The organism is Pseudomonas entomophila L48 (assembly GCF_000026105.1).
Classification (GTDB): Bacteria; Pseudomonadota; Gammaproteobacteria; order Pseudomonadales; family Pseudomonadaceae; genus Aquipseudomonas; species Aquipseudomonas entomophila.
On the sequence record NC_008027.1, the window covers coordinates 4601673 to 4621912 of the forward strand.

Here is a 20240-nt window from a genome sequence, read left to right on the forward strand (position 1 = left end):
GGCGGTTCGACGCTTGTGCGTCGAACCCTGGCGCCACTGTAGGGCGGTGTTCTACCGGGTGAAACTGGCAAAAATGCTAGGTACGGCGGTACTACAACGGCGGCAGCGACCAATCGATCGGCGCCATCCCATGCTGCTGCAGGAAACCATTGGCCCGGCTGAAATGCCCACACCCAAAGAACCCGCGATACGCCGACAACGGCGACGGATGCACCGACTTGAGCACCAGGTGGCGGGTGCCGTCGATCAGCTTCTGCTTGCTCTGGGCATGGGCGCCCCACAGCAGGAACACCACGTTCGGGCACTGCTCGCTGACCACCTGGATGATCCGGTCGGTGAAGAACTCCCAGCCCTTTTTCGCGTGGGAGGCGGCGTTGGCGCGCTGCACGGTCATAGTGGTGTTGAGCAGCAGCACGCCCTGCTCGGCCCAGCTCTGCAGGTAACCATGGTTGGGGATGGGCAGGTTCAGGTCGCGCTGCAACTCCTTGTAGATGTTCACCAGCGACGGTGGCGCGGGCACGCCGGGCTGCACCGAGAAGCACAGGCCGTGGGCCTGGCCCGGGCCGTGGTACGGGTCCTGGCCGAGGATGACCACCTTGACCTGCTCCAGCGGCGTGGAGTTCAGGGCGTTGAAGATCAGCGGCCCGGGCGGGTAGATCTCCTTGCCGGCGGCGTATTCCTGGCGCAGGAACTCGCGCAGCTGGTGCATGTAGGGCTGGTCGAACTCGGCGCGCAGCGCGGCCTTCCAGCTGGGTTCGAGCTTGATGCGATCGTCGTCGGTCATGGGGGCATCCAATAGCAAAGTGGCGCGACACTAGGAAAGCCTCGCCGGCTTGTCAATCGATCCGACCGGCGACCGGCAGCCACGGGGCGACGGGCCATACTGAGGGGATAACTTGCGCGAGGTTGCCCATGAGCATTCACTGCGAGGTACTCACCGGCGCCGACGGCGCCCGCATCGGCATCGCCACCCTCGATGCCCCCAAGGCGCTCAATGCCCTGACCCTGCCGATGATCGAGGTGCTCGACGAGCACTTGCAGGCCTGGGCGCAGGACCCGGGCATCGTTTGCGTGGTACTGCGCGGCAACGGGCCCAAGGCGTTCTGCGCCGGGGGTGATGTGCGCGCGCTGGTCCAGGCCTGCCGCGAACACCCCGGCAGCGTGCCGCCGCTGGCCGCCACCTTCTTCGCCCATGAATACCGCCTGGATCATCGCCTGCACACCTTCCCCAAGCCGCTGCTGTGCTGGGGGCATGGCCATGTGCTGGGCGGCGGCATGGGGCTGTTGCAAGGCGCCGGCGTGCGCATTGTCACCCCCAGCAGCCGCCTGGCCATGCCGGAAATCAGCATCGGGTTGTACCCGGATGTCGGCGCCAGTTGGTTCCTTGCCAGGCTGCCGGGCAAGCTGGGGTTGTTCCTGGGGCTGACCGGTGCGCCGATCAACGCCCGCGATGCCCTGGACCTGGGGCTGGCCGACCGCTTCTTTGGCGAGCATCAGCAGGAAGCGTTGCTCGAAGAGCTGCTGCAACTGAACTGGCAGGAGCAGACCGCGTTGCAGCTGAACAGCCTGCTCAAGGCCGAACAGCACCGCGCCTGCGCCGAGTTGCCCGAGGGGCAGTGGCTGGCGCGGCGGGCGGTGATTGATGAAGTGCTCGACGTGGCCGACCCGGTGGCGGCTTGGCGTGCGCTAAGTGGCCTGGCCCGGCATGCCGACCCGCTGCTGGCGGCGGCGGGCCAGCGGCTGCACGAGGGTTGCCCGCTGACCGCGCACCTGGTGTGGGAACAGATCCGCCGTGCGCGCTACCTGTCGTTGGCCCAGGTGTTCCAGATGGAGTACACCATGAGCCTGAACTGCTGCCGCCACCCGGAGTTCAGCGAGGGCGTGCGGGCGCGGTTGCTGGACAAGGACAACACGCCGCACTGGCATTGGCCGGATGTGGCGCAGGTGCCGGCGGCGGTGGTCGAGGCGCATTTCACCAAGGTGTGGGAGGGGCGCCATCCGCTGGCGGACCTGGGGTGAACGGTACCGGGCCCATGACAAGGTAGGAGCGGCTTCAGCCGCGATCACCCGCGCAGCGGGTGCCAGGCACCACGTTGCCTGCATCGCGGCTGAAGCCGCTCCTACAAAGGGCATGCGAACCAACAATCACCGCTGCCAATTGCGATCCCCTCCCCGCCCGCCATCCGGCCGTCGGTCATGGTCCCCGCGCCCATTGGAATGCCAACGATCCCCCTGGCCTCCCCGGTTGTCGTTGCGGTAGTCGTTGCGCTCACGATCCCGCCCATAGTCATAGCGCTGGCGGTTGCCGTAGTCATACCGCGGATTACCCTGCCAGCGTGGCTGCACGCCAGGCGGCGGATACGGGCGGTACTGCGGCACCGGCGCCGGCCGGTAGTAACGCGGTGCGGGCTGGTAGTAGTAACGCGGCTGCGGCGCCACGTAGTAGCGGTCTTGGCGGTAATAACCCGGGTACACGTAGCGATCGGTGGTGTAGTAGTCGCTGCGGTAATAGCCGCCGCCTTCGTAGTAAGGCGCGCAGGCGGATGTCAGCAGTCCCAACAGGACAACGAGCAGGATGCGTGGGTACATGGCGGCCTCCTGGACCGCGAAGGTGCCCGGCACAGCGGCGCTGGCGGGCGTCGACGACGATGCGTTGATCGACATGGCATCAGACAGCGCGGCCGGGGTTCGGTGCCATTTCTGCAATAAATTGAAACAGGTCGTATAACCCTGAAAAACATGCAGTCATTTTTCGGTCATCTCACTAGAATGTGGCCACCGGCACACCTCTCGGGAAGATCATGCCTTCACCGTCCGCCCTGTTCTCGCAACGTTCGCTGATCCTCGCCCTGCTGCTGTTGCTGGCCTGCGGTTTCCTGGCCACTTCGCTGCTGAGCTACTACGCCTCGCGCGGGGCGATCCGCGATGGCATCGTCAATACCGAGCTGCCGCTGACCTCCGACACCGTCTATTCGGAAATCCAGAAGGACCTGATCCGCCCGGTGCTGATCTCGTCGATGATGGCCCAGGACACCTTCCTGCGTGACTGGGTGCTGGGCGGCGAGCAGGACACCCGGCGCATTACCCGCTTTCTGGGCGAGGTGATGGGCACCCAGGACACCTGCACCAGTTTCTTCGTCTCCGACCGCAGCCTCACCTACTACCAGGCCAAGGGCGTGCTCAAGCAGGTCAGGCCCGACAGCTGGCGCGACGCCTGGTACTTCCGCGTGCGCCAATCAACCAAACCCTATGAGATCAACGTCGACCTGGACATGGCCAACCAGGACAAGCTCACGGTGTTCATCAACCATCGGGTGCTCGACTACCAGCAGCGCTTCATTGGTGCGGTGGGCGTGGGGCTGAGCGTGGAGTCGGTGGTTCGCCTGATCGACGACTATCAACGGCGCTACCAGCGCGCGGTGCTGTTCGCCGACGCCCAGGGCAAAGTGTTGCTGACCGGCTCCGACGGCGGCCCCCACGGCCTGCGCGCCGGCCAGCAACTAAGCGATAGCAACCAGTGGCAGGACCTGCTCGCGCACCTGCCGGCACCCGCCGAAGGCAGCCACGAGTACCATGACAACGACGGCCACAGCCACTTCCTCAATGTGCGCCTGCTGCCGGAGCTGGGCTGGTACCTGCTGGTGGACAAGCGCGAGAGCGGCGCCCTGGACCGTATCCGCCAGTCGCTGTACTTGAACCTGGCGATCTGCGCGATGATCACCCTCGTCGTGTTGTCGCTGCTCAATGCCATGATCAAGCGCCACCAGGACAACGCCGCGGCGCTGGCCACCCTCGACAGCCTCACCGGCCTGCCCAACCGTCGCAGCTTCGACCTGCTGGCCGGGCAGGCGCTGGTGGAAGCCCAGCGCGACAGCGCGCCGCTGGTCGCCCTGTTGATCGACCTGGACCATTTCAAGGCGCTCAACGACACCCACGGCCACCTGGCCGGCGACGAAGTGTTGCGCCAGTTCGCCACTGTGCTGCAAGGCAGCCTGCGCCAGTCCGATATACTCTGCCGCTGGGGCGGCGAGGAGTTCATCGTGCTGCTGCGCGAAGCCCACGGGCGCCACGCCATCGAGGTGGCGGAGAAGATTCGCCGGCGCACCGAGCAACTGATCTTCAGCTACAACGAACAGCCACTGCGCCTGACCGCCAGCATCGGCCTGTCCAGCCTGCAGCGCGAAGACACCCTGCACAGCCTGCTGACCCGCGCCGACCATGCCCTTTATCGTGCCAAGCAGAGCGGCCGCAACCGCGTCTGCAGCGAACTGCCCGGAACCGACCATGACTGACCCTCAGCGCTGCCCCGCCTGCGGCGCCGCCAACCAATGCGGCCTGGCCGACCCACGCAGCGCCACCCAGGGGTGCTGGTGCTTCAACGTCAGCATCGACCCTGCCATCCTCGAGGCGCTGCCCGCCGAGCTGCGCGACAAGGCCTGCCTGTGCCCACGTTGCGCGGCGGTGGACGAACAACTCAAGGCAGCGCGAACACCCGCGATCCGCTAGACTGCGCGCCGATTTCCCACGACCTTCCCGCCATGCGCCTCGACCGATTCCTCGGCAACCTGCCCTGCTACAACCGCCAGCAAGTGCGTTTGCTGCTGGCGAGCAAGCGCGTGCGCGTGGACGGTGTTGTTGCAAGCGATCCGTTGCATGAAGTGCGCGAGTTCAGCCGTGTCGAGGTGGATGACCAGGTCGTGCAGGCCGGGTACCCCGCCCGTTACCTGATGCTGCACAAGCCCACCGGCTGTGTCAGCGCCACCAGCGACCCGCTGCACCCCACGGTGCTTGACCTGCTGCCGGCCGAGCTGCGCGACGGCCTGCATATCGCTGGGCGCCTGGACTACAACACCACCGGCCTGATGATCCTGACCAACGACGGGCAGTGGTCGCGGCACCTGACCCAGCCGCGGACCAAGCTGCCGAAGGTATACCTCGTGCACACCGAGGACGAGATCGGCGCGCATTATGTCGACAAGTTCCGTGAAGGGTTCTACTTCGCTTTCGAGGACCTCACTACCCAGCCGGCCCAGTTGGACATCCTCGGGCCCCGCGAGGCCAGGCTGACAATCGTCGAAGGGCGGTATCACCAGGTGAAGCGGATGTTCGGGTATTTCCAGAACAAGGTGGTGGGGTTGCATCGGGAGCGTATGGGCGCCATCGCGCTGGACCCGGGGCTGGCACCGGGTGAGTACAGGGAACTCTCGGCCGAAGAGATCAGTACAGTCTGTAGGAGCGGCTTCAGCCGCGATGAACACACCTCGGTTTGGCACCCGCTTCGCGGGTGATCGCGGTTAAAACCGCTCCTACAGGCCGAAGAGATCAGTACAGTCTGTAGGAGCGGCTTCAGCCGCGATGAACACACCTCGGCTGGCACCCGCTTCGCGGGTGATCGCGGTTAAAACCGCTCCTACAGGCCGAAGAGATCAGTACGGTCTGTAGGAGCGGCTTCAGCCGCGATGAACACACCTCGGTTGGCACCCGCTTCGCGGGTGATCGCGGTTAAAACCGCTCCTACAGAGGTTGTATCAGGCAAATGGGTCAAGTGTTGCCCACGAAGAAGCCGGCATCACCACACGACCGCCGAGCCCCCCGAGTCACATTTTTCCCCGAACGGCACTTGCGCGATCCGCGCCTCGCTGCTTGAATCGAATCGTCAGTCTGCAAGTGACCAACAAGTCACACCGCAGATCGGACGCCCTTTGCCGGCCACCCAGCGCCTCGATGCTCTGGGGCACGGCAAATCGCCCGCAACAACAAAACTGTCGACACACGCGTCAAGGATCGACACAAGGGCCCACCGGTTTCTCTTCCAGGCAAATGCCTACCTGTCATAAAGAACGTGCACCCTAGGTGACGCGAATACCCTTTTTGCGCCAGGAGTCGATGACATGAGGCCAGAAATCGCTGTACTTGATATCCAAGGGCAGTACCGGGTTTACACGGAGTTCCATCGCGCGCAAGGCGCCGAGAAGACGATCATCCTGATCAATGGTTCGTTGGCCACCACGGCGTCCTTCGCCCAGACGGTGCGCAACCTGCACCCGCAATTCAACGTGGTGCTGTACGACCAGCCATACGCCGGCAAATCAAAGCCGCACAACCGCCAGGAACGCCTGCTCACCAAGGAGACCGAGGCGCACATCCTGCTCGAGCTGATCGAGCACTTCCGTGCCGACCACGTGATGTCGTTCTCCTGGGGCGGCGCCTGCACCCTGCTGGCGCTGGCGCACCAGCCGCGGCTGGTGAAGAAGGCCATCGTCAGTTCGTTCTCGCCAGTGATCAACGAACCGATGCGCGACTACCTGGAGCGTGGCTGCCAGTTCCTGGCCGCCTGCGACCGCTACCAGGTGGGTAACCTGGTCAACGACACCATCGGCAAGCACCTGCCGTCGCTGTTCAAGCGCTTCAACTACCGGCATGTCAGCAGCCTGGACAGCCACGAGTACGCGCAGATGCACTTCCACATCAACCAGGTGCTCGAGCACGACCTGGACCGGGCTTTGAAGGCGGCGCGCAACATCGACATCCCGGTGCTGTTCATCAACGGCGACCGTGACGAGTACACCACCGTCGAGGACGCGCGCCAGTTCAGCCAGCATGTGGGGCAGAGCCACTTCAGCGTGATCCGCGACGCCGGCCACTTCCTCGACATGGAGCACAAGGGCGCCTGCGAGGATACCCGCTCGGCCATGCTTGGTTTCCTCAAGCCGACCGTGCGCGAAGCCCGTCAACGCTACACACCGGTACACGCGCAGCATGCACTGGCTATCTGAGCGCATCGGCGTCCTGTGGGCCCTGTTACCCGCGGGCTACAGGTCGCCGACAGGCTTTTTTATAACCTTGGGCTTCTAATACGGAGGGAGTTATGGTAAAAAGTCGGGCGCAAACGCGGGTATAGTTTAGTGGCAAAACGAAAGCTTCCCAAGCTTTAGTTGAGGGTTCGATTCCCTCTACCCGCTCCACATCGCATTCCCCGCATGACGTTCCGGTAACGTCATCGCTGTCAAAAGGAGCCTCGGCTCCTTTTTTCGTTTCTGCGGTTTTCCTTGATCTGGCCCATGGCCAAGCCCCGGTCGATTGGCTTGAATGCTCAGCGGCTTCAGGTGCATAAACACCTAAGCTTGTTGAAACATTTCCAAGGGACTGCCCATGTTTCTCTCCCGCTGGCTACCGGGCCTGGCCAACCTGCTGCACTACCGCCGTGAGTGGTTCCATGCCGACCTGCAGGCTGGCCTTTCCGTGGCCGCGATCCAGATCCCCATCGCCATTGCCTACGCGCAGATCGTCGGCCTGCCGCCGCAGTACGGTTTGTACGCCTGTGTGCTGCCGATGATCGTGTATGCCCTGATCGGCAGCTCGCGCCAGCTGATGGTCGGCCCCGACGCGGCCACCTGCGCGATGATCGGCGGCGCGGTGGCGCCCCTGGCCATGGGCGACTCGCACCGCATCGCCGAACTGTCGGTCATCGTCACCGTGTTGGTGGGTGCGATGCTGATCGCCGCCGGGGTGGCGCGGGCCGGGTTCATCGCCAGCTTCTTCTCGCGGCCGATCCTGATCGGCTACCTCAACGGCATCGGCCTGAGCCTGATCGCCGGGCAGTTGTCGAAGGTGGTGGGGTTCAAGATCGAGGGCGACGGGTTCATTCTCAGCCTTTTCAACCTGCTCCAGCGCCTGGGCGAGATCCACTGGCTGAGCCTGGCCATCGGCCTCGTCGGGTTGGGCCTGCTGATCGGGTTGCCACGCCGCTTCCCGCGCCTGCCGGCGGCGCTGGTCACCGTGGTGGTGTTCACTGCGCTGGCCGGCCTGTTCGGCTGGGACCGCTTGGGTGTGGCGATCCTCGGCCCGGTACCGGCGGGCATCCCACAGCTGGCCTGGCCACAGAGCAATCTGGCGGAAACCAAGAGCCTGCTGCGTGACGCCCTGGGTATCGCCACCATCAGTTTCTGCAGCGCCATGCTCACCGCCCGCAGCTTCGCCGCCCGGCACGGCTATGCGATCAACGCCAACCATGAATTCGTCGCCCTGGGGGTGAGCAACCTGGCCGCCGGCGTGTCCCAGGGCTTCGCCATCAGCGGCGCCGACTCGCGCACGGCGGTCAACGACATGGTCGGCGGCAAGAGCCAGCTAGTGGGGATCATCGCCGCCCTGGTGATCGCCCTGATCCTGCTGTTCTTCACCGCGCCCATGGCCTGGATCCCCCAGCCCGCGCTGGGCGCCGTGCTGCTGATGGCCGGCTGGGGGCTGATCGACGTGAGGTCGCTCAAGACCATCCGCCGGCTCAGCCGCTTCGAGTTCTGGCTGTGCCTGCTGACCACGGTTGGCGTGCTCGGCCTGGGGGTGCTGCCGGGCATCGTGTTCGCCGTGACCCTGGCCATCCTGCGCCTGCTCTACAGCATCTACCAGCCCACCGACGCCGTGCTCGGTTGGCTACCCGGCGTCGACGGCCAGGTCGACGTGCGCCAGCACAAGGACGCCCGCACGTTGCCAGGGCTGGTGGTATACCGCTTCGACGACGCGATCCTGTTCTTCAACGCCGACTACTTCAAGATGCGCCTGCTCGAAGCCGTGCAGGGTGAACAGCAGGTGCAGGTGGTGCTGTTCGACGCCGAGGCGGTGACCAGCATCGATGTCAGCGGCATCGCCGCCCTGCGCGAAGTGCGCGACACCCTCGCCGCCCAGGGCATCCACTTCGCCATTGCCCGCGCACGCGGCACGTTCCTGCGCATGCTGGTGCGTTCGGGCATGGCCCGGGAGATGGAGGACAAGCTGCTGTTCGGTTCGGTACGGGCGGGGATCAGGGCGTATCGGGTGTGGCGAAACAGGAATCGGCAGGTGGTTGCCAGAGATTGAGGGAAAGGGACTACGGCATTGCCAGAGGGAAATGATGTTGTGGCAAGAGCGCCTTCGATAGCCTGGCTATCCCGTGCTCTTGCCTCGGTCCACCTTCTCCCTCAGTAGCGTTGTTACAACATCGACTACGCCAATGGCGCACTCCCTGCTATGCTCTTCACCGAAACCGCCGTCTTCACCAAACGCGTAAAGGAACTGCTCGACGACGAGGCTTACCGGCTGCTGCAGGTTCGTCTCTTGATTGCACCGGATGCAGGCGACCTCATCGAAGGCACCGGGGGCTTGCGCAAGCTTCGCATTCCAGCCAATGGGCACGGAAAACGAGGGGGTGCCCGGGTCATCTATTACCACTTCAACAACGCGGCACAGATCGCCATGTTGTACATCTACCCCAAGATCGAACAAGCGGACTTGTCCACTGAGCAGCGCAGGGCACTGAAAGCCGTCATCGAACACTGGAGACACCCATGAACCGATTCTTCGAAGAACTGATGGAAAGCGTTGAACAGATGGATGAAATCATCCAGGGCCAACGCCAACCTTCCCGCCAGTTCGAAATCGATGCGCTTCAAGTCCGCAACATTCGCAAGAGTACCGGCCTGTCCCAGGTACGCTTCGCCGAGGTGATCGCTGTGCAGGTCGCCACACTGCGCAACTGGGAGCAAGGCCGCCGCGAACCCACCGGCCCCGCCAAAGCATTGCTTCGAGCACTGCACAACGACCCAGAGCACGTGCTCAAGGCCCTTGCTCACTGAGGGCCCGGGCGACCCGGGCCCGCAATGCGCTGCCGGCCTCAGGCCTGCGGGTAGCTGCAACCAACGTACAGGTCGCGGTCCTTGTCTTCGGTCGAGACCACGCGCAGCGTGCCCTTGCTTTCCAGCACACGCTGGTAGTCGACATAACCGTCGGTATCGAGCGTCTTCTTCAGCTTGAGCGTAGTGGCCAACTTGGCCGCATCGGCCAGGGGCGCGGTGCTGCTGCTCTGCAGGTAGAAGCTGAAGCGGTCGGTCATCACCAGGGTGGCGGACGATACGCCATTGATGCTCAGCGCCGGGGTGACCTGCCAGGCGGCACCGCCCCAGGGGCTGTGCGCCTCATCCTTGGTGAAGGTCAATTGCTCGGCTTCGACCAATTGGTTGAAGGCCTCCACCTGCTGCGCGCTGGCCTCGCACTTGGCCAACGCCGTGAACAGGGCGACCTGGGCCGAATCGGCAGCCGAGGCGGAAAACGCGGCCAGGCAGCCGGCCAGGGTGAGGTAACGAAGCGATCCTTTCATGAGAACTTCCTTGCTCAGTTGAACGTGCATTGGTTGAACGACAGGTAATCACTGCCGGAGGTGAATTGCAGTACGCATTCGGCGTCGAACTTCTGGCCCGGGTGCAGCGCTTTCATCTGCTCGTCCTGGGCGCTGTCGGCCCCGCGCAGCCGGGCCAGCTCGTAGCCATCGTCATCGCCGGCGGCCAGTATCGGCGCGCCCTTGAGGTTGGTCGACACACCCAGCGCCACCGCGGTGATCTGCACCGGCTGGTTCAGCTCTTCCATGCTCAGCGTGGAATAGCCCTTCTGCTCATAGCTTTGGTACAGCGTGGAGATATCCTGGGCATCGGCGCCCGGGGCAAACAAGAGGCTGCAGGCTAGCACAGCCAAGATCCTGGATTTCACACTAGCTCCTTGTGACGGGTCTCCAGCGCGGGCTGCTGGAGACCGGCACTTTGCCATCAGTGACGACTGGGCACCATCGGGGTCTCCCTGATCCGGCTACTTCGGCACACAGGCCTGGGCCTGCGTCTGAGTACCGTGGCCGATCAGGCTGATCAAGCCGCAGGGCAGGCTGCCGCGCCACTGCAGGTAATCGTGCCCCGCCGGATACTCCACCTGCTCCACCGCGTACCCCTTGGCCAGCAGTACATCGCGCAGGTGGCGGTTGGTGTCGAGGATCCTTGGCCCCTCGAACAGCCCGGACTGAAGGTAGAAGCGCAACGGCTTGCGCGGGGCTTTCACGTACTCGCGGGTCAACCAGCCGGGCTCGTCACCCTCCTGCGCCCACCAGTACGAACCCGACAGGCTCAGCACATTGCCGAACAACTCCGGATGCTTCAAGCCCATGTACGCCGAAGCCAGGCCGCCGTAGCTGGAGCCGGCAACCACGGTGCGCGCGGCCGATGTTGCCAGGCCCTGCTGGCGCGCCCAGGGCATCAGTTCCTCGGCCATGAAACGGGCGAACAGCGGGTTGGGCGGCAGTTCCTGCTGGCGACTGAGGTCGCTGGGGTTGGCGATGATGATCGCGGCCGTCGGCGGGATCAGGCCGTCGGCGATCAAGTTGTCGAGGATCGTTGGAGTCGGCACCTGGCGGGTATAGGCGTGGGCGTCGAACAGCACCAGCAGGCCCTGGTCGGCCTTGCCGGGGCGCCAGCCGGCCGGGCGGTACAGGTAGATGTCCCGTTCATTGCCCAGCAACCGGCTGGCCAGGCGCTTGCGCTCCAGGCTGCCTCGCGACACACCCTCGCGGACCGCTACCCAGGGTTGCGGCGCGGCATCCGGCAGTTCCAGGCGCGATCGCGACAACCACGGATCGCCGCTGCCATCGGCGAAGGTGTTCGGGTTGAGCGGGTCCCGCCGGGTGGTGGCGAGAATCATCCGGCGATCATCCGAAACCGGCACATCGGCGGCCATCTGGTAGCTCAGCCGGGTGGCGGCCGGGACTTCGAAGCTGCGGTACCAGACATCGCTCTGGCCCAGGCGTTGAAGCGACTCGTGGTTGCCTGTAGGGGCGCCGAACATCCGCACATTGTCGCGCGCGCCGCGCCACAGAAAGGTGACCAGGCGCTGGTCGGGGTGGCCGGGAATCGCTTCGACCATGGGCGTGCCGTCAACGCCTCGGGCCGTCCAGAACGCATCGGTGGACTCGCCCTTGGCCAATGCCCCTGACAGCATGCGCAGTGTCGGGCTGGCCAACGTTACAGGTCTTTTCCGTTGCTCGGCGACCGGCAGCACCTGATCCAGGCGCAAGTTGAAACGTTCGTTGGGGCGGATCGCCAGCGCCTCGGTGCGCATCAGGTAGCGACCAGCCTGCCCGGCCACGAAGAGAAACTCACGCGGCTGGTCCAGGCCATCGATCAACAGGCGCAATGGCTTCCCCTGGGCGTCGAGCAAGCGCAGGCTGACATCGCCATCGAGGCGGCCCCGCACCAGGTCGCCGGCCTCCAGTGACAACTGCCAGGCCGGAGAGCTTGTCGCACTGGCCTGCCCGCTCACGGCCTTGCCAGGCTCCAGGCGGGGTTCATCGGCGGCCATTGCCGCCCCGCAACAGGCGGCCAGCAATACCAGGGCACGGGTCAATCGCTGCATGCCCACCTCAGAAGTCGACACTGGCGGAGAGTTTGAGGGTGCGCGGTTCGCTGACGGTGGCGTAACCATCGTTGAACACGCCGGCCCAATAGGCGCGGTTCTCGACGTTCTCAAGGCTGGCGCGCAGGGTCACGTCCTTGCTCAGCACCTTGGTGGCGTAGCGCGCGCCGAGATCGTAACGCGTCCACTGGGGAATCTTCAGCTGGTTGGCGCTGTCGAGGTACTGCGAGCTGCTGTGGATACCCAGCGCGGTCAAGGTCAGGCCATCGACCCAGGGCAGGTCCCACTCGGCACCCAGGTTGGCCGACCAGGCCGGCACGCCACGCGCGGTGTTGCCATCCATTGCACCGTTGGCGGTCTTGGTCAGCACGGCGCGGGTGTAGGTCACGCCACCCAGCAGGCGCACATCGGGCGTGACTTCGCCGAACATCGTCCATTCCACGCCGCGGTTGCGCTGCTCGCCGTCGTCGTTGTAACGGTTGCTGGCCTTGTCGTAGATCATGCTCGGCTTTTCGATCTGGAACAGCGCCAGGGTGTGGGTGAAGTCGCCCAGGTCCCACTTCACGCCCGCCTCCATCTGCTTGGCGACATAGGGGGCGAACTGCTCGTTGTAGTTGGCGGCCTTCACATCGGTAACCATGCCGCCCTGGGTCAGGCCTTCGATGTAGTTGGCGTACAGCGACACCGGCGCATCCCACGGCTTGAGCACGATGCCCACTGCAGGTGTCACCTTGCGCTCGTCGTAGGACGGGGTGCTCATCTTCTGTCGTACGCGCTGGGCGCGGGCGCCGAGGGTGAGCAGCACGCGGTCATCGACGAAGCCCAGGGTGTCGGCCACGGCGAAGCTGGAAAGCGTGTTGTCGCCGGTCTTGACGTTGCTGCCGTGGTCGCCGGCGATGATTGCCTTGCCGGGGTGGTAGATATTGGTGGTGTAGCCCTTGCCGGTGACGGTCGGTGCCCGGCCGATATCCTGGTGCAGCAGCGTGGTGCTGAGCACCAGTTGGTGGCTGACCGGCCCGGTCATGAAGTTGCCGCGCAGGCCGGCTTCGGTGGACAGGCTGTGAGTGTAGCCCGCCTGGTTGTAGGTCTCGCCCGTGGCGGTGCCGTCCGGTTTGGTGACGATCACCCGGGTGCCATTGAGGAAACCGTCATAGCGGGTGCGTGCACCGCCCACGCTGGCGTAGGCCGTCCAGCTGTCGTCGAACTGATACTCGCCATGCAGCGTCACCGCCTTGCTGACCTGCTTGGCATTGATGCCTTCGAGGATGTTGGTGTCGGGCTTGGGCGCCTTGGTCACAGAACCCAGCTTGCTGAAGCCGACCATCATCGGGCTGCCGTTGTCCATCTTCTCGTGGCTTTCGTAGGCATCCAGCGCGAGTTTGAAATCGTCGCCTCGGTAGTCCAGGGCCAGCGATGCCAGGGTGCGGTCCTTGGACTGCTCATCGACGCCGGTATCGCCGCTGCCGTACACGCCATTGAAGCGGATACCGAAGCGGTTGTCGGCGAAACGGCGGCTGACATCGATGTGTTCGGCCACATAGCCATCGGACACATAGCTGGTGGTCAGGCGGGTAAGCGGGGTGTCACCGGCGCGCTTGGGCACCAGGTTGACCACCCCGCCCACGCCGCCGTTGGGCGCCATGCCGCTGAGCAACGCGCCCGGCCCCTTGAGCACTTCGACCCGTTCGAGGAACTCGGTCGGCACATGGCCATCCGGGGCCAGGCCGTACAGGCCATTCATCGCCAGCTCCGTGGAGTCCAGGGCGTAGCCACGAATCATGAAGTTCTCGTAGGTATGCCCTTCGCCGGTACTGAAGCGGATCGACGGGTCATTGCGCAGCACCGCGCCGACCGTGCCGCTCTGCTGGTTCTCGATGGTCTTGGCGGTGTAGGCGCTGACGCTGAACGGGGTGTCCATGATGTCGCGGTTACCCAGCAGGCCGATGCGGGCGCCACGGGCGACCTGGCCACCGCTGTAGGTGTCCGGCAGGTCGCTGTTGAACCCACTGGCATTGACTGTGGTGGCGCCCAACGTCAGTGCGCCGTCCTCGCCGCCGCCACGCAGGATGATCACGCCGTTCTCCTCCACTGCCACCAGGTCGCTGCCTGCCAGCACCTGGCGCAGGGCCTGCAGCACCGTGTAGCGCCCTTGCAGCGCCGGGGCGCCGCGCCCGGACAGCAGGCGGCTGTCGGCGGCGATGGCCACGCCCGACTCATGGGCCAGGGCATGCACCGTGGCTTCCAGCGACTGGCTCGGCAGGTCCAGGGTCAGCGGCGGGCTGTCGGCCTGGGCCACTTGGGCCGCCAGCAGGCCGGCGCAAGCCAGGGCCAGGCGGCGCAGGGTGCCGGGGAAGCGGGTGGAGGAAAGCGACATGATCGGTCCTTGCAGAAGGTGGGTTCACAGCTGATGACGCGACAGCCGCGAATTACCCCTCAAAGAAATTTCGGCACATGAAAACCGGGATCAACGCTGCACGATCAGGCGATGCCCGCCCTGCTCCACCAACCGTACTGGCAGAACACGTGGCAGTGCTTCGAGCAACACCTCGGGCTGGTCGCTGGGGAAGCTGCCGGTCAGGCGCAGGGCGCTGGCGCCAGGGTCGAGGGCCACCGGCCGCGTCACGTAGGCATTGAGCTCGCCGATCACTTCGCTCAAGGGCTGGTCGGTGAACGACCACCAACCACGCTGCCAATGCGCCAGGTCGGGACCGAACGCGCCACCCGCGCGCAATGTGCCCAATTGGCCCTGGCCATCCAGGCAGATGCGCTCACCAGCCTGAAGAACCTGCTCGCCGCCCTCCAGCCCACGCACCTGCACCCGCCCTCTGGCGACCGCCACCTGCACGCGGTCTCCTCGGTCGCTGACGGTGAAGGCCGTGCCCAACACCTGGACCAGCCCGAGGCGGGTACTGACCAGGAACGGGCGCCACAGCTCATGGGCGACATCGAAGAAGGCATTGCCATGCAGCAACATGACCCGGCGTTCGCCATGGTCGAAGTGCACCCGCAAGTTACTTTCGGCGGCCACCAGCAACTGGCTGCCATCGGGCAGGGTGAGCGAGCGTGGCGCTTCGGCGTGTGCGGTCTGCAGGCCGTACTGGAAAGGCGCAGTACGCTTGAACATCCACCCCAGCCAGCCACCGGCGCCCAGCACCAGCGCCAAGGCGCCACCCTGGCGCAACAGTCGTCGCCGCCCGGTATCGCACGCGTGCGGCTGGACCGCCGAACGCAATTGCGGGGTCAGGCGATGGACCATCTGCCAACGCTGCTCGGCCTCCCGCCAGGCGCGCTCGTGTTCGTCGCTCCGGCCGCGCCAGCGTTGCGCCTGGTCACCCAGCTGGCGCACCCGCTCGGGGTCATCACCCTGCAAGGCGGCCAGATAGACCAAGGCCTGCTGGACCTTGCGCGGCGAGGCCTGCTCAAACATCACGCACGCTCATACGCAGTTCGGAAAGGTCGAACACCGCCCGGGCGATATGCAGTTCCACCGATTTCGCCGACAGCCCCAGCGCCTCGCACACCTCGCGGTGGCTGTGGCCATGCAGGCGCACGCGCACGAACACCTCGCGGCGCAGGCGCGGCATGCGCTCGATCCGCGCGATCAGCAGTTGCAACTGCTCGCGGGCGATCATGATGTCTTCCACGCTGGGGGTCAGCAGCTCGGCCCTCGCCAGCCAGTCCTCCAGTGCCGCCAGCTCGGTACTGCGCCGCCGGTACTGGTCGATGCACAGGTTGCGCGCAGCCTGGAACAGCAAGGCGCGGGCATTGATCACCGGGCTGTTGAGCGCATGGGCATAGGCCTGGGCAAAGCTGGACTGGGCAATGTCGGCGGCGTCGTCGGGATTGCGCAGACGCCCGCAGAGGTAGCGGCGCAGGTCACTATAGTGGGCGAGCAGGTCGTCGACGACGGTCTGGAGGGCCGGATGGGTGTTCCAAGGCGCGGAAAGGGAGGTCATTGCACGGGACTGTGACAAGTGCTCGTTAATAGGAATTCCTATCATTCTCACACATGTCATTCAGCCATCGCCAGTCTCACATGGCACAACCCGCCCTGTAGGAGCCAGCCTTGCTGGCGAACAGCCTCGCCACCGTCGGCAAGGCTGCGCTGTGCATCGCCAGCAACGCTGGCTCCTACAGAACCGCCGTCAACATTGGCGGTCAATAACCCAACGTGCCCAGCAACTGGTCTTCCTTGCCGACCGAACGGCCATAGAAGCGCATCAGTTCACCCGCTCGGTTGGTGAAAATCCCATCCACACCCGCCTTCATGGCCTTCTCGAAGTCCACTTTTTCATCGAGGGTGTAGACGTGCACCAGCATGCCGCGCTCATGGGTTGCCTGGTTCATCCAAGGCTGGATCAGGTCGGAATAGCTCTGCTCCCCCAGGTGCGTGCGCACCGCCGAAGGGCCGGTACCGATGGCGCCACCTTCCTTGGCATAACCGAGCCAGCGCTCGAACTCGGCGCGGTCCTTGGGCTGCTGGCGTGCGTAGAAGGCCGACTTGTCCTGTTCACCCGACTCGGCGAAGTCCTGCCCCGAGGCCGGCTCGACACTGCCCTTGGCCACCCACAACAGGAGGATCTTCGGCACCTGCGGCATGGCCTCGTGCAGCAGCTTGAGGCTGTTGCGGTCGAAGGTCTGCAGCACCACCTTGCCCGGCTTGTCCAGCCAGCCACGTGCCTCGAGGCGCTTCTTCAGGTCCTGTTCGATCCCTGGGAACTGGGCCGGTTCCTTGGTCTCGATGTACAGGCCAGGGTGGCGCTTGGGATCCGCCTCGGCGATATCGATCACCTCATCCAGGGTGAGGATGCGCTGTTGCTTGAAGTGCTCCCGGGCTCGCTCGGGGTAGGCCTTGTTGAACCAACTGCCGGCATCCAGCGACTTGAGTTCCGCCAGGGTGAAAGCGCTCACCGGGCTGTTCTTGCGCTCGGGGAAGCGCTCGGCGACGTCGCTGGTGCGCAGCAGCACATCGTCGTGGACCACCACCAGCACGCCATCGCGGGTGCGCTGCAGGTCCATTTCCAGGTAATCGGCACCCAGCTCGCGGGCCAACTGGTAGGCGGGCGTGGTGGATTCCGGTGCATCGAACGAGGCGCCGCGGTGGGCGATCACCGCCGGTTGCGGGATGCCCTGGGCACGGGCGAGTGCCTGGCCATCGACGGCCTGGGCAGCGCCCGTGGCCAGCAAGGTGGTCAGGCCAAGGGCCTGGATGAGGGTCTTGTGCATTGAAGTAGTCCTTTGTCTGTCTGTACCGGCCCCTCACGGGCAAGCCCGCTGTCTACAGGTGGTTGCAGGGGTCGGTGGATTCCTGCAGGCCGCAAGCCTCGCACACTCTGCATGACATGCTAAAGTCCCCGCGTTTTCCGCCACACCCAACGGACCGCCCATGCCCGCACTCGACGCCCACCTGCCCGCCTGGGCCGACCTCAACCAACGCCACCCGTGCAGCACCCTGCTGCTGGGCAACGGCGCCAGCCGCGCACTGTGGAAACCGTTTGGCTATTTCTCGCTGTTCGAGGAGGCCCAGCGCGTGCGGCACAAGGCGCTGGGGGTGAGCGACCAGGCGCTGTTCAAGGCCCTGGGCAGTGAACTGTTCGAGCCGGTGCTCAGTACCCTGAACACCACGGTGCGGGCCAACGCCGCGCTGGCGATCAGTTCCACCGCGCCGCTGAACCGCTACTACTCGATCAAGGAAGCATTGATCCACGCGGTGCGTGCCGTGCACTTGCCCTGGCCGTTGCTCGGCGCGGCAACCCGCAGGGCGATCAACCAGGCCTTGCGCCAGTACCAGAACGTCTACACCAGCAACTACGACCTGATCCTGCCATGGGCCATTGCCGAAAGCCCGGAAGGCTTCGCCGACCTGTTCGACGAGCAGGGCTTCTTCGATGTGCGTCGCACCGGTGGCGAAGGTGTCCGCGTGATGCACCTGCACGGCGGCATGCACCTGCTCAAGCTCCCTGACGGCAGCACCCGCCGACGCAGCGCCGAGCAGGCCGAACTGCTCGAGGGCTTCGCCGTCAACATTCCCGGCGAAGTGCCGCTGTTCGTCAACGAGAGCCGTAGCGACGACAAGCTGCGTGCGATCCGCAGTTCCGACTACCTGAGCTGGTGCCTGGGCCAGTTGGCCCGCGAGCACGATGGGGTGTGCCTGTTCGGCCAGCACCTGGACACCACTGACCAGCACCTGCTCGATGCGCTTCGCCAAGCCAGGCCAAAGCACCTGGTGATTGCCATTCGCGCCTTGAGCGACGCGTCGATCATCAACCAGAAGCAGCATTTCATCGATCGCTTCGCCGACCTTGACGATGTTTCACTGCATTTCTTCGACGCTTCGACCCACCCACTGGGGCTTGCCGAGCTGGCCATCAGCGTGCCGGACAACCACAGCCGACGGCGCTGAAACGACGCGACTGCAATACTTTGCAAATGTAAATAATTATCGATAAGATCCGCACCCTTTCCCACGCCAGCCCCGGAAAGCGTGCATGCAGCGCCCCAAGCCCGACCCCGCCGCCCAGGAAACCTGCCGTGGTTTCTACGCTGACATCCTGCACTTCCTGCGCAAGCGCATGGACAATGCCAGCGATGCCGCGGACATGACCCAGGATGTGTTCGCCCAATGGCTGGGTTACCGTGACCGCGCCAAGGTGCAGCAGCCGCGGGCCTTCCTGTTCCAGGTCGCGCGCAACCTGCTCAGCGACCACTGGCGCCGGCAGAAAGTCCGCCACGCGGTACTGGAGGAGGACGCCCCCGCCGACGAGCTGGCCACCCCTGGCAACGAGCCGCTTGACCATGCCCAGCAGCAGCAGCGGCTGAATCAATTACGCCAAGTGCTCGCGGAACTCTCGCCGCGACGCCGAGAAGCCCTTATGCTGCACCGCTTCGAAGGCCTGACCCAGGCCCAGATCGCCGAACGCATGAACATTTCCGTCAGCATGGTCGAGAAGCACATCGCCGCCGCCCTGCTGCAGTGCAAGCAACGCCTGGACAGTGACACCGGCACGGAGCAGCTTCCATGACCCCCATCGACGAACTCGACCCGCGCCCCATCGACGCCCAGGCGGCCAGCTGGTTCAGCCGCAACCGCAACGCGCCGTCGCGGGATCAGCGCAAGGCATTCACCCAGTGGATGCAGACTCCCGAGCACGCCCGCGCCTATCGCCAGTTCGAGCAACTGTGGGACGACCTCGCCGCCCTCAAGCAAGCCAGCCGGCCAGTACCCCTGCCAGTGCGTCGCGCCCCTCGCTGGCGCCCGGCACTGGCGGCGGCGGCCGCTGTGTTGGCCACGGTACTGGTGGGCAACCTGGACGCTGGCAGCGAAACCTACAGCGAGCGCTTGGCTGCCAGCCCTGAGATGCGCAGCCTGCGCCTACCCGACGGCAGCCAGTTGTACATCAATGCCCAGACCCGCCTGCGCCTGGATTTCACCGCCGAACGTCGGCTGATCCACCTCGACCATGGCCAGCTGTATATCGAGGTGGCGCCCGACAAGGAGCGCCCACTGTTCGTCGATGCCGGCAGCGCCCGCGTGCGCGTCGTGGGTACCGGCTTCGACCTGCGCCGTGGCGACCGGGAACTGGTGGTCGGCGTCGCCCATGGCCAGGTGGCCTTCGAGACCCCAGGCGAGCGCCAGCCACCGCTGCTGCTCGGCGCCCATCAGGGCGCTACCTACGATCAGGCACGCGGCACCCTGGTACGCCATGAACTGGGCGAACAGCCCGTGGCCGACTGGCGCGAGGGGCATGTGAGCTTTCGCAACCGCGAGCTGGCCAGCCTGATCGACGAGCTTGGCCTGTACCGCCAGCAACCGGTGTTGCTCGCCGACCCGGCACTGGGCCGCTACAAGGTGTCCGGCAACCTCGACGTGCAGGATCCGGATGCCCTGCTCAATGCGCTCCCGGCATTGCTGCCAGTCAAGACCACCCTGTTGGCGGACGGTCGACTGCGCATCGAACGGCGCTGAAAACAATAATTTGAGAATTTTTATCATTCGCAGGTGAGGAAGTTTCGCAACGCCGCGTCTTCCTCCTCGCCTG

The 20240-nt window shown here is 65.0% G+C and carries 20 protein-coding genes and 1 tRNA gene; 12 read left to right on the top strand and 9 right to left on the bottom strand.

All coding sequences use genetic code 11. From position 1 onward, the window contains the following. Nucleotides 1–91: 91 nt before the first annotated feature. Nucleotides 92–784 (bottom strand): uracil-DNA glycosylase, encoded by a 693-nt coding sequence (gene ung, locus PSEEN_RS19950; RefSeq protein WP_011535370.1) that lies wholly within the window; start codon nucleotides 782–784, stop codon nucleotides 92–94. 128 nt (nucleotides 785–912) lie between these two features. Between ung and PSEEN_RS19955 the strand changes: the two genes are divergently transcribed. Further along, nucleotides 913–2019, top strand: coding sequence for an enoyl-CoA hydratase/isomerase family protein (locus tag PSEEN_RS19955; RefSeq protein WP_011535371.1), 1107 nt, complete (start codon nucleotides 913–915; stop codon nucleotides 2017–2019). A gap of 126 nt (nucleotides 2020–2145) precedes the next feature. Here the strand turns inward: PSEEN_RS19955 and PSEEN_RS19960 are convergent, their stop codons facing one another. Continuing rightward, a complete protein-coding gene (locus PSEEN_RS19960) occupies nucleotides 2146–2589 on the bottom strand; it encodes a hypothetical protein (RefSeq protein WP_011535372.1) in 444 nt (147 codons plus the stop codon). 212 nt (nucleotides 2590–2801) lie between these two features. Here PSEEN_RS19960 and PSEEN_RS19965 point away from each other — a divergent pair, with 212 nt between their 5' ends. The 8 genes from PSEEN_RS19965 to nadS all read left to right on the top strand — a co-directional run bounded on the left by PSEEN_RS19965 (nucleotide 2802) and on the right by nadS (nucleotide 9608). Then, nucleotides 2802–4292, top strand: a complete 1491-nt coding sequence (locus PSEEN_RS19965) for a sensor domain-containing diguanylate cyclase (RefSeq protein ID WP_011535373.1) — start codon at nucleotides 2802–2804, stop codon at nucleotides 4290–4292. After that, nucleotides 4285–4506, top strand: coding sequence for a cysteine-rich CWC family protein (locus PSEEN_RS19970; protein ID WP_011535374.1), 222 nt, complete (start codon nucleotides 4285–4287; stop codon nucleotides 4504–4506). Before PSEEN_RS19965 ends, PSEEN_RS19970 begins: the two co-directional genes overlap by 8 nt. Nucleotides 4507–4538: 32 nt before the next feature. After that, on the top strand, nucleotides 4539–5288 hold the full coding sequence (locus PSEEN_RS19975) for a pseudouridine synthase (RefSeq protein ID WP_011535375.1): 750 nt from the start codon (nucleotides 4539–4541) through the stop codon (nucleotides 5286–5288). 603 nt (nucleotides 5289–5891) lie between these two features. Next, nucleotides 5892–6776, top strand: coding sequence for an alpha/beta fold hydrolase (locus tag PSEEN_RS19980; RefSeq protein WP_011535377.1), 885 nt, complete (start codon nucleotides 5892–5894; stop codon nucleotides 6774–6776). Between the two features lie 115 nt (nucleotides 6777–6891). Further along, nucleotides 6892–6965 (top strand) — tRNA-Gly (locus PSEEN_RS19985). A 187-nt stretch (nucleotides 6966–7152) separates the two neighbouring features. After that, nucleotides 7153–8853 (top strand): SulP family inorganic anion transporter, encoded by a 1701-nt coding sequence (locus tag PSEEN_RS19990; protein ID WP_011535378.1) that lies wholly within the window; start codon nucleotides 7153–7155, stop codon nucleotides 8851–8853. A gap of 150 nt (nucleotides 8854–9003) precedes the next feature. Continuing rightward, entirely contained in the window at nucleotides 9004–9324 is a 321-nt protein-coding gene (locus PSEEN_RS19995; protein ID WP_011535379.1) for a type II toxin-antitoxin system RelE/ParE family toxin, read from the top strand. Then, entirely contained in the window at nucleotides 9321–9608 is a 288-nt protein-coding gene (gene nadS / locus PSEEN_RS20000) for a NadS family protein (RefSeq protein WP_011535380.1), read from the top strand. The genes PSEEN_RS19995 and nadS overlap by 4 nt, the downstream gene beginning before the upstream one ends. A gap of 38 nt (nucleotides 9609–9646) precedes the next feature. Here nadS and PSEEN_RS20005 read toward each other — a convergent pair whose 3' ends face one another. The 7 genes from PSEEN_RS20005 to PSEEN_RS20035 all read right to left on the bottom strand — a co-directional run bounded on the left by PSEEN_RS20005 (nucleotide 9647) and on the right by PSEEN_RS20035 (nucleotide 17427). Further along, entirely contained in the window at nucleotides 9647–10129 is a 483-nt protein-coding gene (locus tag PSEEN_RS20005) for a hypothetical protein (RefSeq protein ID WP_011535381.1), read from the bottom strand. A 14-nt stretch (nucleotides 10130–10143) separates the two neighbouring features. Further along, nucleotides 10144–10515, bottom strand: coding sequence for a hypothetical protein (locus PSEEN_RS20010; RefSeq protein ID WP_044488403.1), 372 nt, complete (start codon nucleotides 10513–10515; stop codon nucleotides 10144–10146). A gap of 96 nt (nucleotides 10516–10611) precedes the next feature. Continuing rightward, nucleotides 10612–12201 carry an alpha/beta hydrolase-fold protein gene (locus PSEEN_RS20015; RefSeq protein ID WP_044488405.1) on the bottom strand — a complete coding sequence of 530 codons (1590 nt, stop codon included), beginning with the start codon at nucleotides 12199–12201 and terminating at the stop codon, nucleotides 10612–10614. Between the two features lie 7 nt (nucleotides 12202–12208). Continuing rightward, nucleotides 12209–14575 (bottom strand): TonB-dependent receptor, encoded by a 2367-nt coding sequence (locus PSEEN_RS20020; protein ID WP_011535384.1) that lies wholly within the window; start codon nucleotides 14573–14575, stop codon nucleotides 12209–12211. Between the two features lie 90 nt (nucleotides 14576–14665). After that, complete coding sequence (locus tag PSEEN_RS20025; protein WP_011535385.1) at nucleotides 14666–15628, bottom strand: FecR family protein; 963 nt, start codon at nucleotides 15626–15628, stop codon at nucleotides 14666–14668. Then, nucleotides 15621–16157, bottom strand: coding sequence for an RNA polymerase sigma factor (locus PSEEN_RS20030; protein ID WP_044488412.1), 537 nt, complete (start codon nucleotides 16155–16157; stop codon nucleotides 15621–15623). Before PSEEN_RS20030 ends, PSEEN_RS20025 begins: the two co-directional genes overlap by 8 nt. Nucleotides 16158–16359: 202 nt before the next feature. Next, nucleotides 16360–17427: a glycerophosphodiester phosphodiesterase family protein gene (locus PSEEN_RS20035; protein WP_011535387.1), complete on the bottom strand. Its 1068-nt coding sequence runs from the start codon at nucleotides 17425–17427 to the stop codon at nucleotides 16360–16362. A 160-nt stretch (nucleotides 17428–17587) separates the two neighbouring features. Between PSEEN_RS20035 and PSEEN_RS20040 the strand changes: the two genes are divergently transcribed. The 3 genes from PSEEN_RS20040 (at nucleotide 17588) to PSEEN_RS20050 (ending at nucleotide 20167) form a co-directional block, all read left to right on the top strand. Continuing rightward, complete coding sequence (locus tag PSEEN_RS20040) at nucleotides 17588–18604, top strand: DUF4917 family protein (RefSeq protein ID WP_011535388.1); 1017 nt, start codon at nucleotides 17588–17590, stop codon at nucleotides 18602–18604. A gap of 85 nt (nucleotides 18605–18689) precedes the next feature. Further along, nucleotides 18690–19223: an RNA polymerase sigma factor gene (locus PSEEN_RS20045; RefSeq protein WP_011535389.1), complete on the top strand. Its 534-nt coding sequence runs from the start codon at nucleotides 18690–18692 to the stop codon at nucleotides 19221–19223. Further along, nucleotides 19220–20167 carry a FecR family protein gene (locus PSEEN_RS20050; RefSeq protein ID WP_011535390.1) on the top strand — a complete coding sequence of 316 codons (948 nt, stop codon included), beginning with the start codon at nucleotides 19220–19222 and terminating at the stop codon, nucleotides 20165–20167. The genes PSEEN_RS20045 and PSEEN_RS20050 overlap by 4 nt, the downstream gene beginning before the upstream one ends. Nucleotides 20168–20240: the final 73 nt, after the last annotated feature.

What these genes read in the sequence shown, in the direction of transcription:
- PSEEN_RS19975 (WP_011535375.1), top strand. Translation starts at nt 4,539, where the DNA reads ATGCGCCTCGACCGATTCCTCGGCAACCTGCCCTGCTACAACCGCCAG.
- PSEEN_RS19970 (WP_011535374.1), top strand. Translation starts at nt 4,285, where the DNA reads ATGACTGACCCTCAGCGCTGCCCCGCCTGCGGCGCCGCCAACCAATGC.
- PSEEN_RS20035 (WP_011535387.1), bottom strand. Translation starts at nt 17,427, where the DNA reads ATGCACAAGACCCTCATCCAGGCCCTTGGCCTGACCACCTTGCTGGCC.
- PSEEN_RS20005 (WP_011535381.1), bottom strand. Translation starts at nt 10,129, where the DNA reads ATGAAAGGATCGCTTCGTTACCTCACCCTGGCCGGCTGCCTGGCCGCG.
- PSEEN_RS20045 (WP_011535389.1), top strand. Translation starts at nt 18,690, where the DNA reads ATGCAGCGCCCCAAGCCCGACCCCGCCGCCCAGGAAACCTGCCGTGGT.
- PSEEN_RS19965 (WP_011535373.1), top strand. Translation starts at nt 2,802, where the DNA reads ATGCCTTCACCGTCCGCCCTGTTCTCGCAACGTTCGCTGATCCTCGCC.
- PSEEN_RS20025 (WP_011535385.1), bottom strand. Translation starts at nt 15,628, where the DNA reads ATGTTTGAGCAGGCCTCGCCGCGCAAGGTCCAGCAGGCCTTGGTCTAT.
- PSEEN_RS19995 (WP_011535379.1), top strand. Translation starts at nt 9,004, where the DNA reads ATGCTCTTCACCGAAACCGCCGTCTTCACCAAACGCGTAAAGGAACTG.
- PSEEN_RS19990 (WP_011535378.1), top strand. Translation starts at nt 7,153, where the DNA reads ATGTTTCTCTCCCGCTGGCTACCGGGCCTGGCCAACCTGCTGCACTAC.
- ung (WP_011535370.1), bottom strand. Translation starts at nt 784, where the DNA reads ATGACCGACGACGATCGCATCAAGCTCGAACCCAGCTGGAAGGCCGCG.
- PSEEN_RS19955 (WP_011535371.1), top strand. Translation starts at nt 913, where the DNA reads ATGAGCATTCACTGCGAGGTACTCACCGGCGCCGACGGCGCCCGCATC.
- nadS (WP_011535380.1), top strand. Translation starts at nt 9,321, where the DNA reads ATGAACCGATTCTTCGAAGAACTGATGGAAAGCGTTGAACAGATGGAT.
- PSEEN_RS20020 (WP_011535384.1), bottom strand. Translation starts at nt 14,575, where the DNA reads ATGTCGCTTTCCTCCACCCGCTTCCCCGGCACCCTGCGCCGCCTGGCC.
- PSEEN_RS20040 (WP_011535388.1), top strand. Translation starts at nt 17,588, where the DNA reads ATGCCCGCACTCGACGCCCACCTGCCCGCCTGGGCCGACCTCAACCAA.
- PSEEN_RS20030 (WP_044488412.1), bottom strand. Translation starts at nt 16,157, where the DNA reads ATGACCTCCCTTTCCGCGCCTTGGAACACCCATCCGGCCCTCCAGACC.
- PSEEN_RS20015 (WP_044488405.1), bottom strand. Translation starts at nt 12,201, where the DNA reads ATGCAGCGATTGACCCGTGCCCTGGTATTGCTGGCCGCCTGTTGCGGG.
- PSEEN_RS19980 (WP_011535377.1), top strand. Translation starts at nt 5,892, where the DNA reads ATGAGGCCAGAAATCGCTGTACTTGATATCCAAGGGCAGTACCGGGTT.
- PSEEN_RS20050 (WP_011535390.1), top strand. Translation starts at nt 19,220, where the DNA reads ATGACCCCCATCGACGAACTCGACCCGCGCCCCATCGACGCCCAGGCG.
- PSEEN_RS19960 (WP_011535372.1), bottom strand. Translation starts at nt 2,589, where the DNA reads ATGTACCCACGCATCCTGCTCGTTGTCCTGTTGGGACTGCTGACATCC.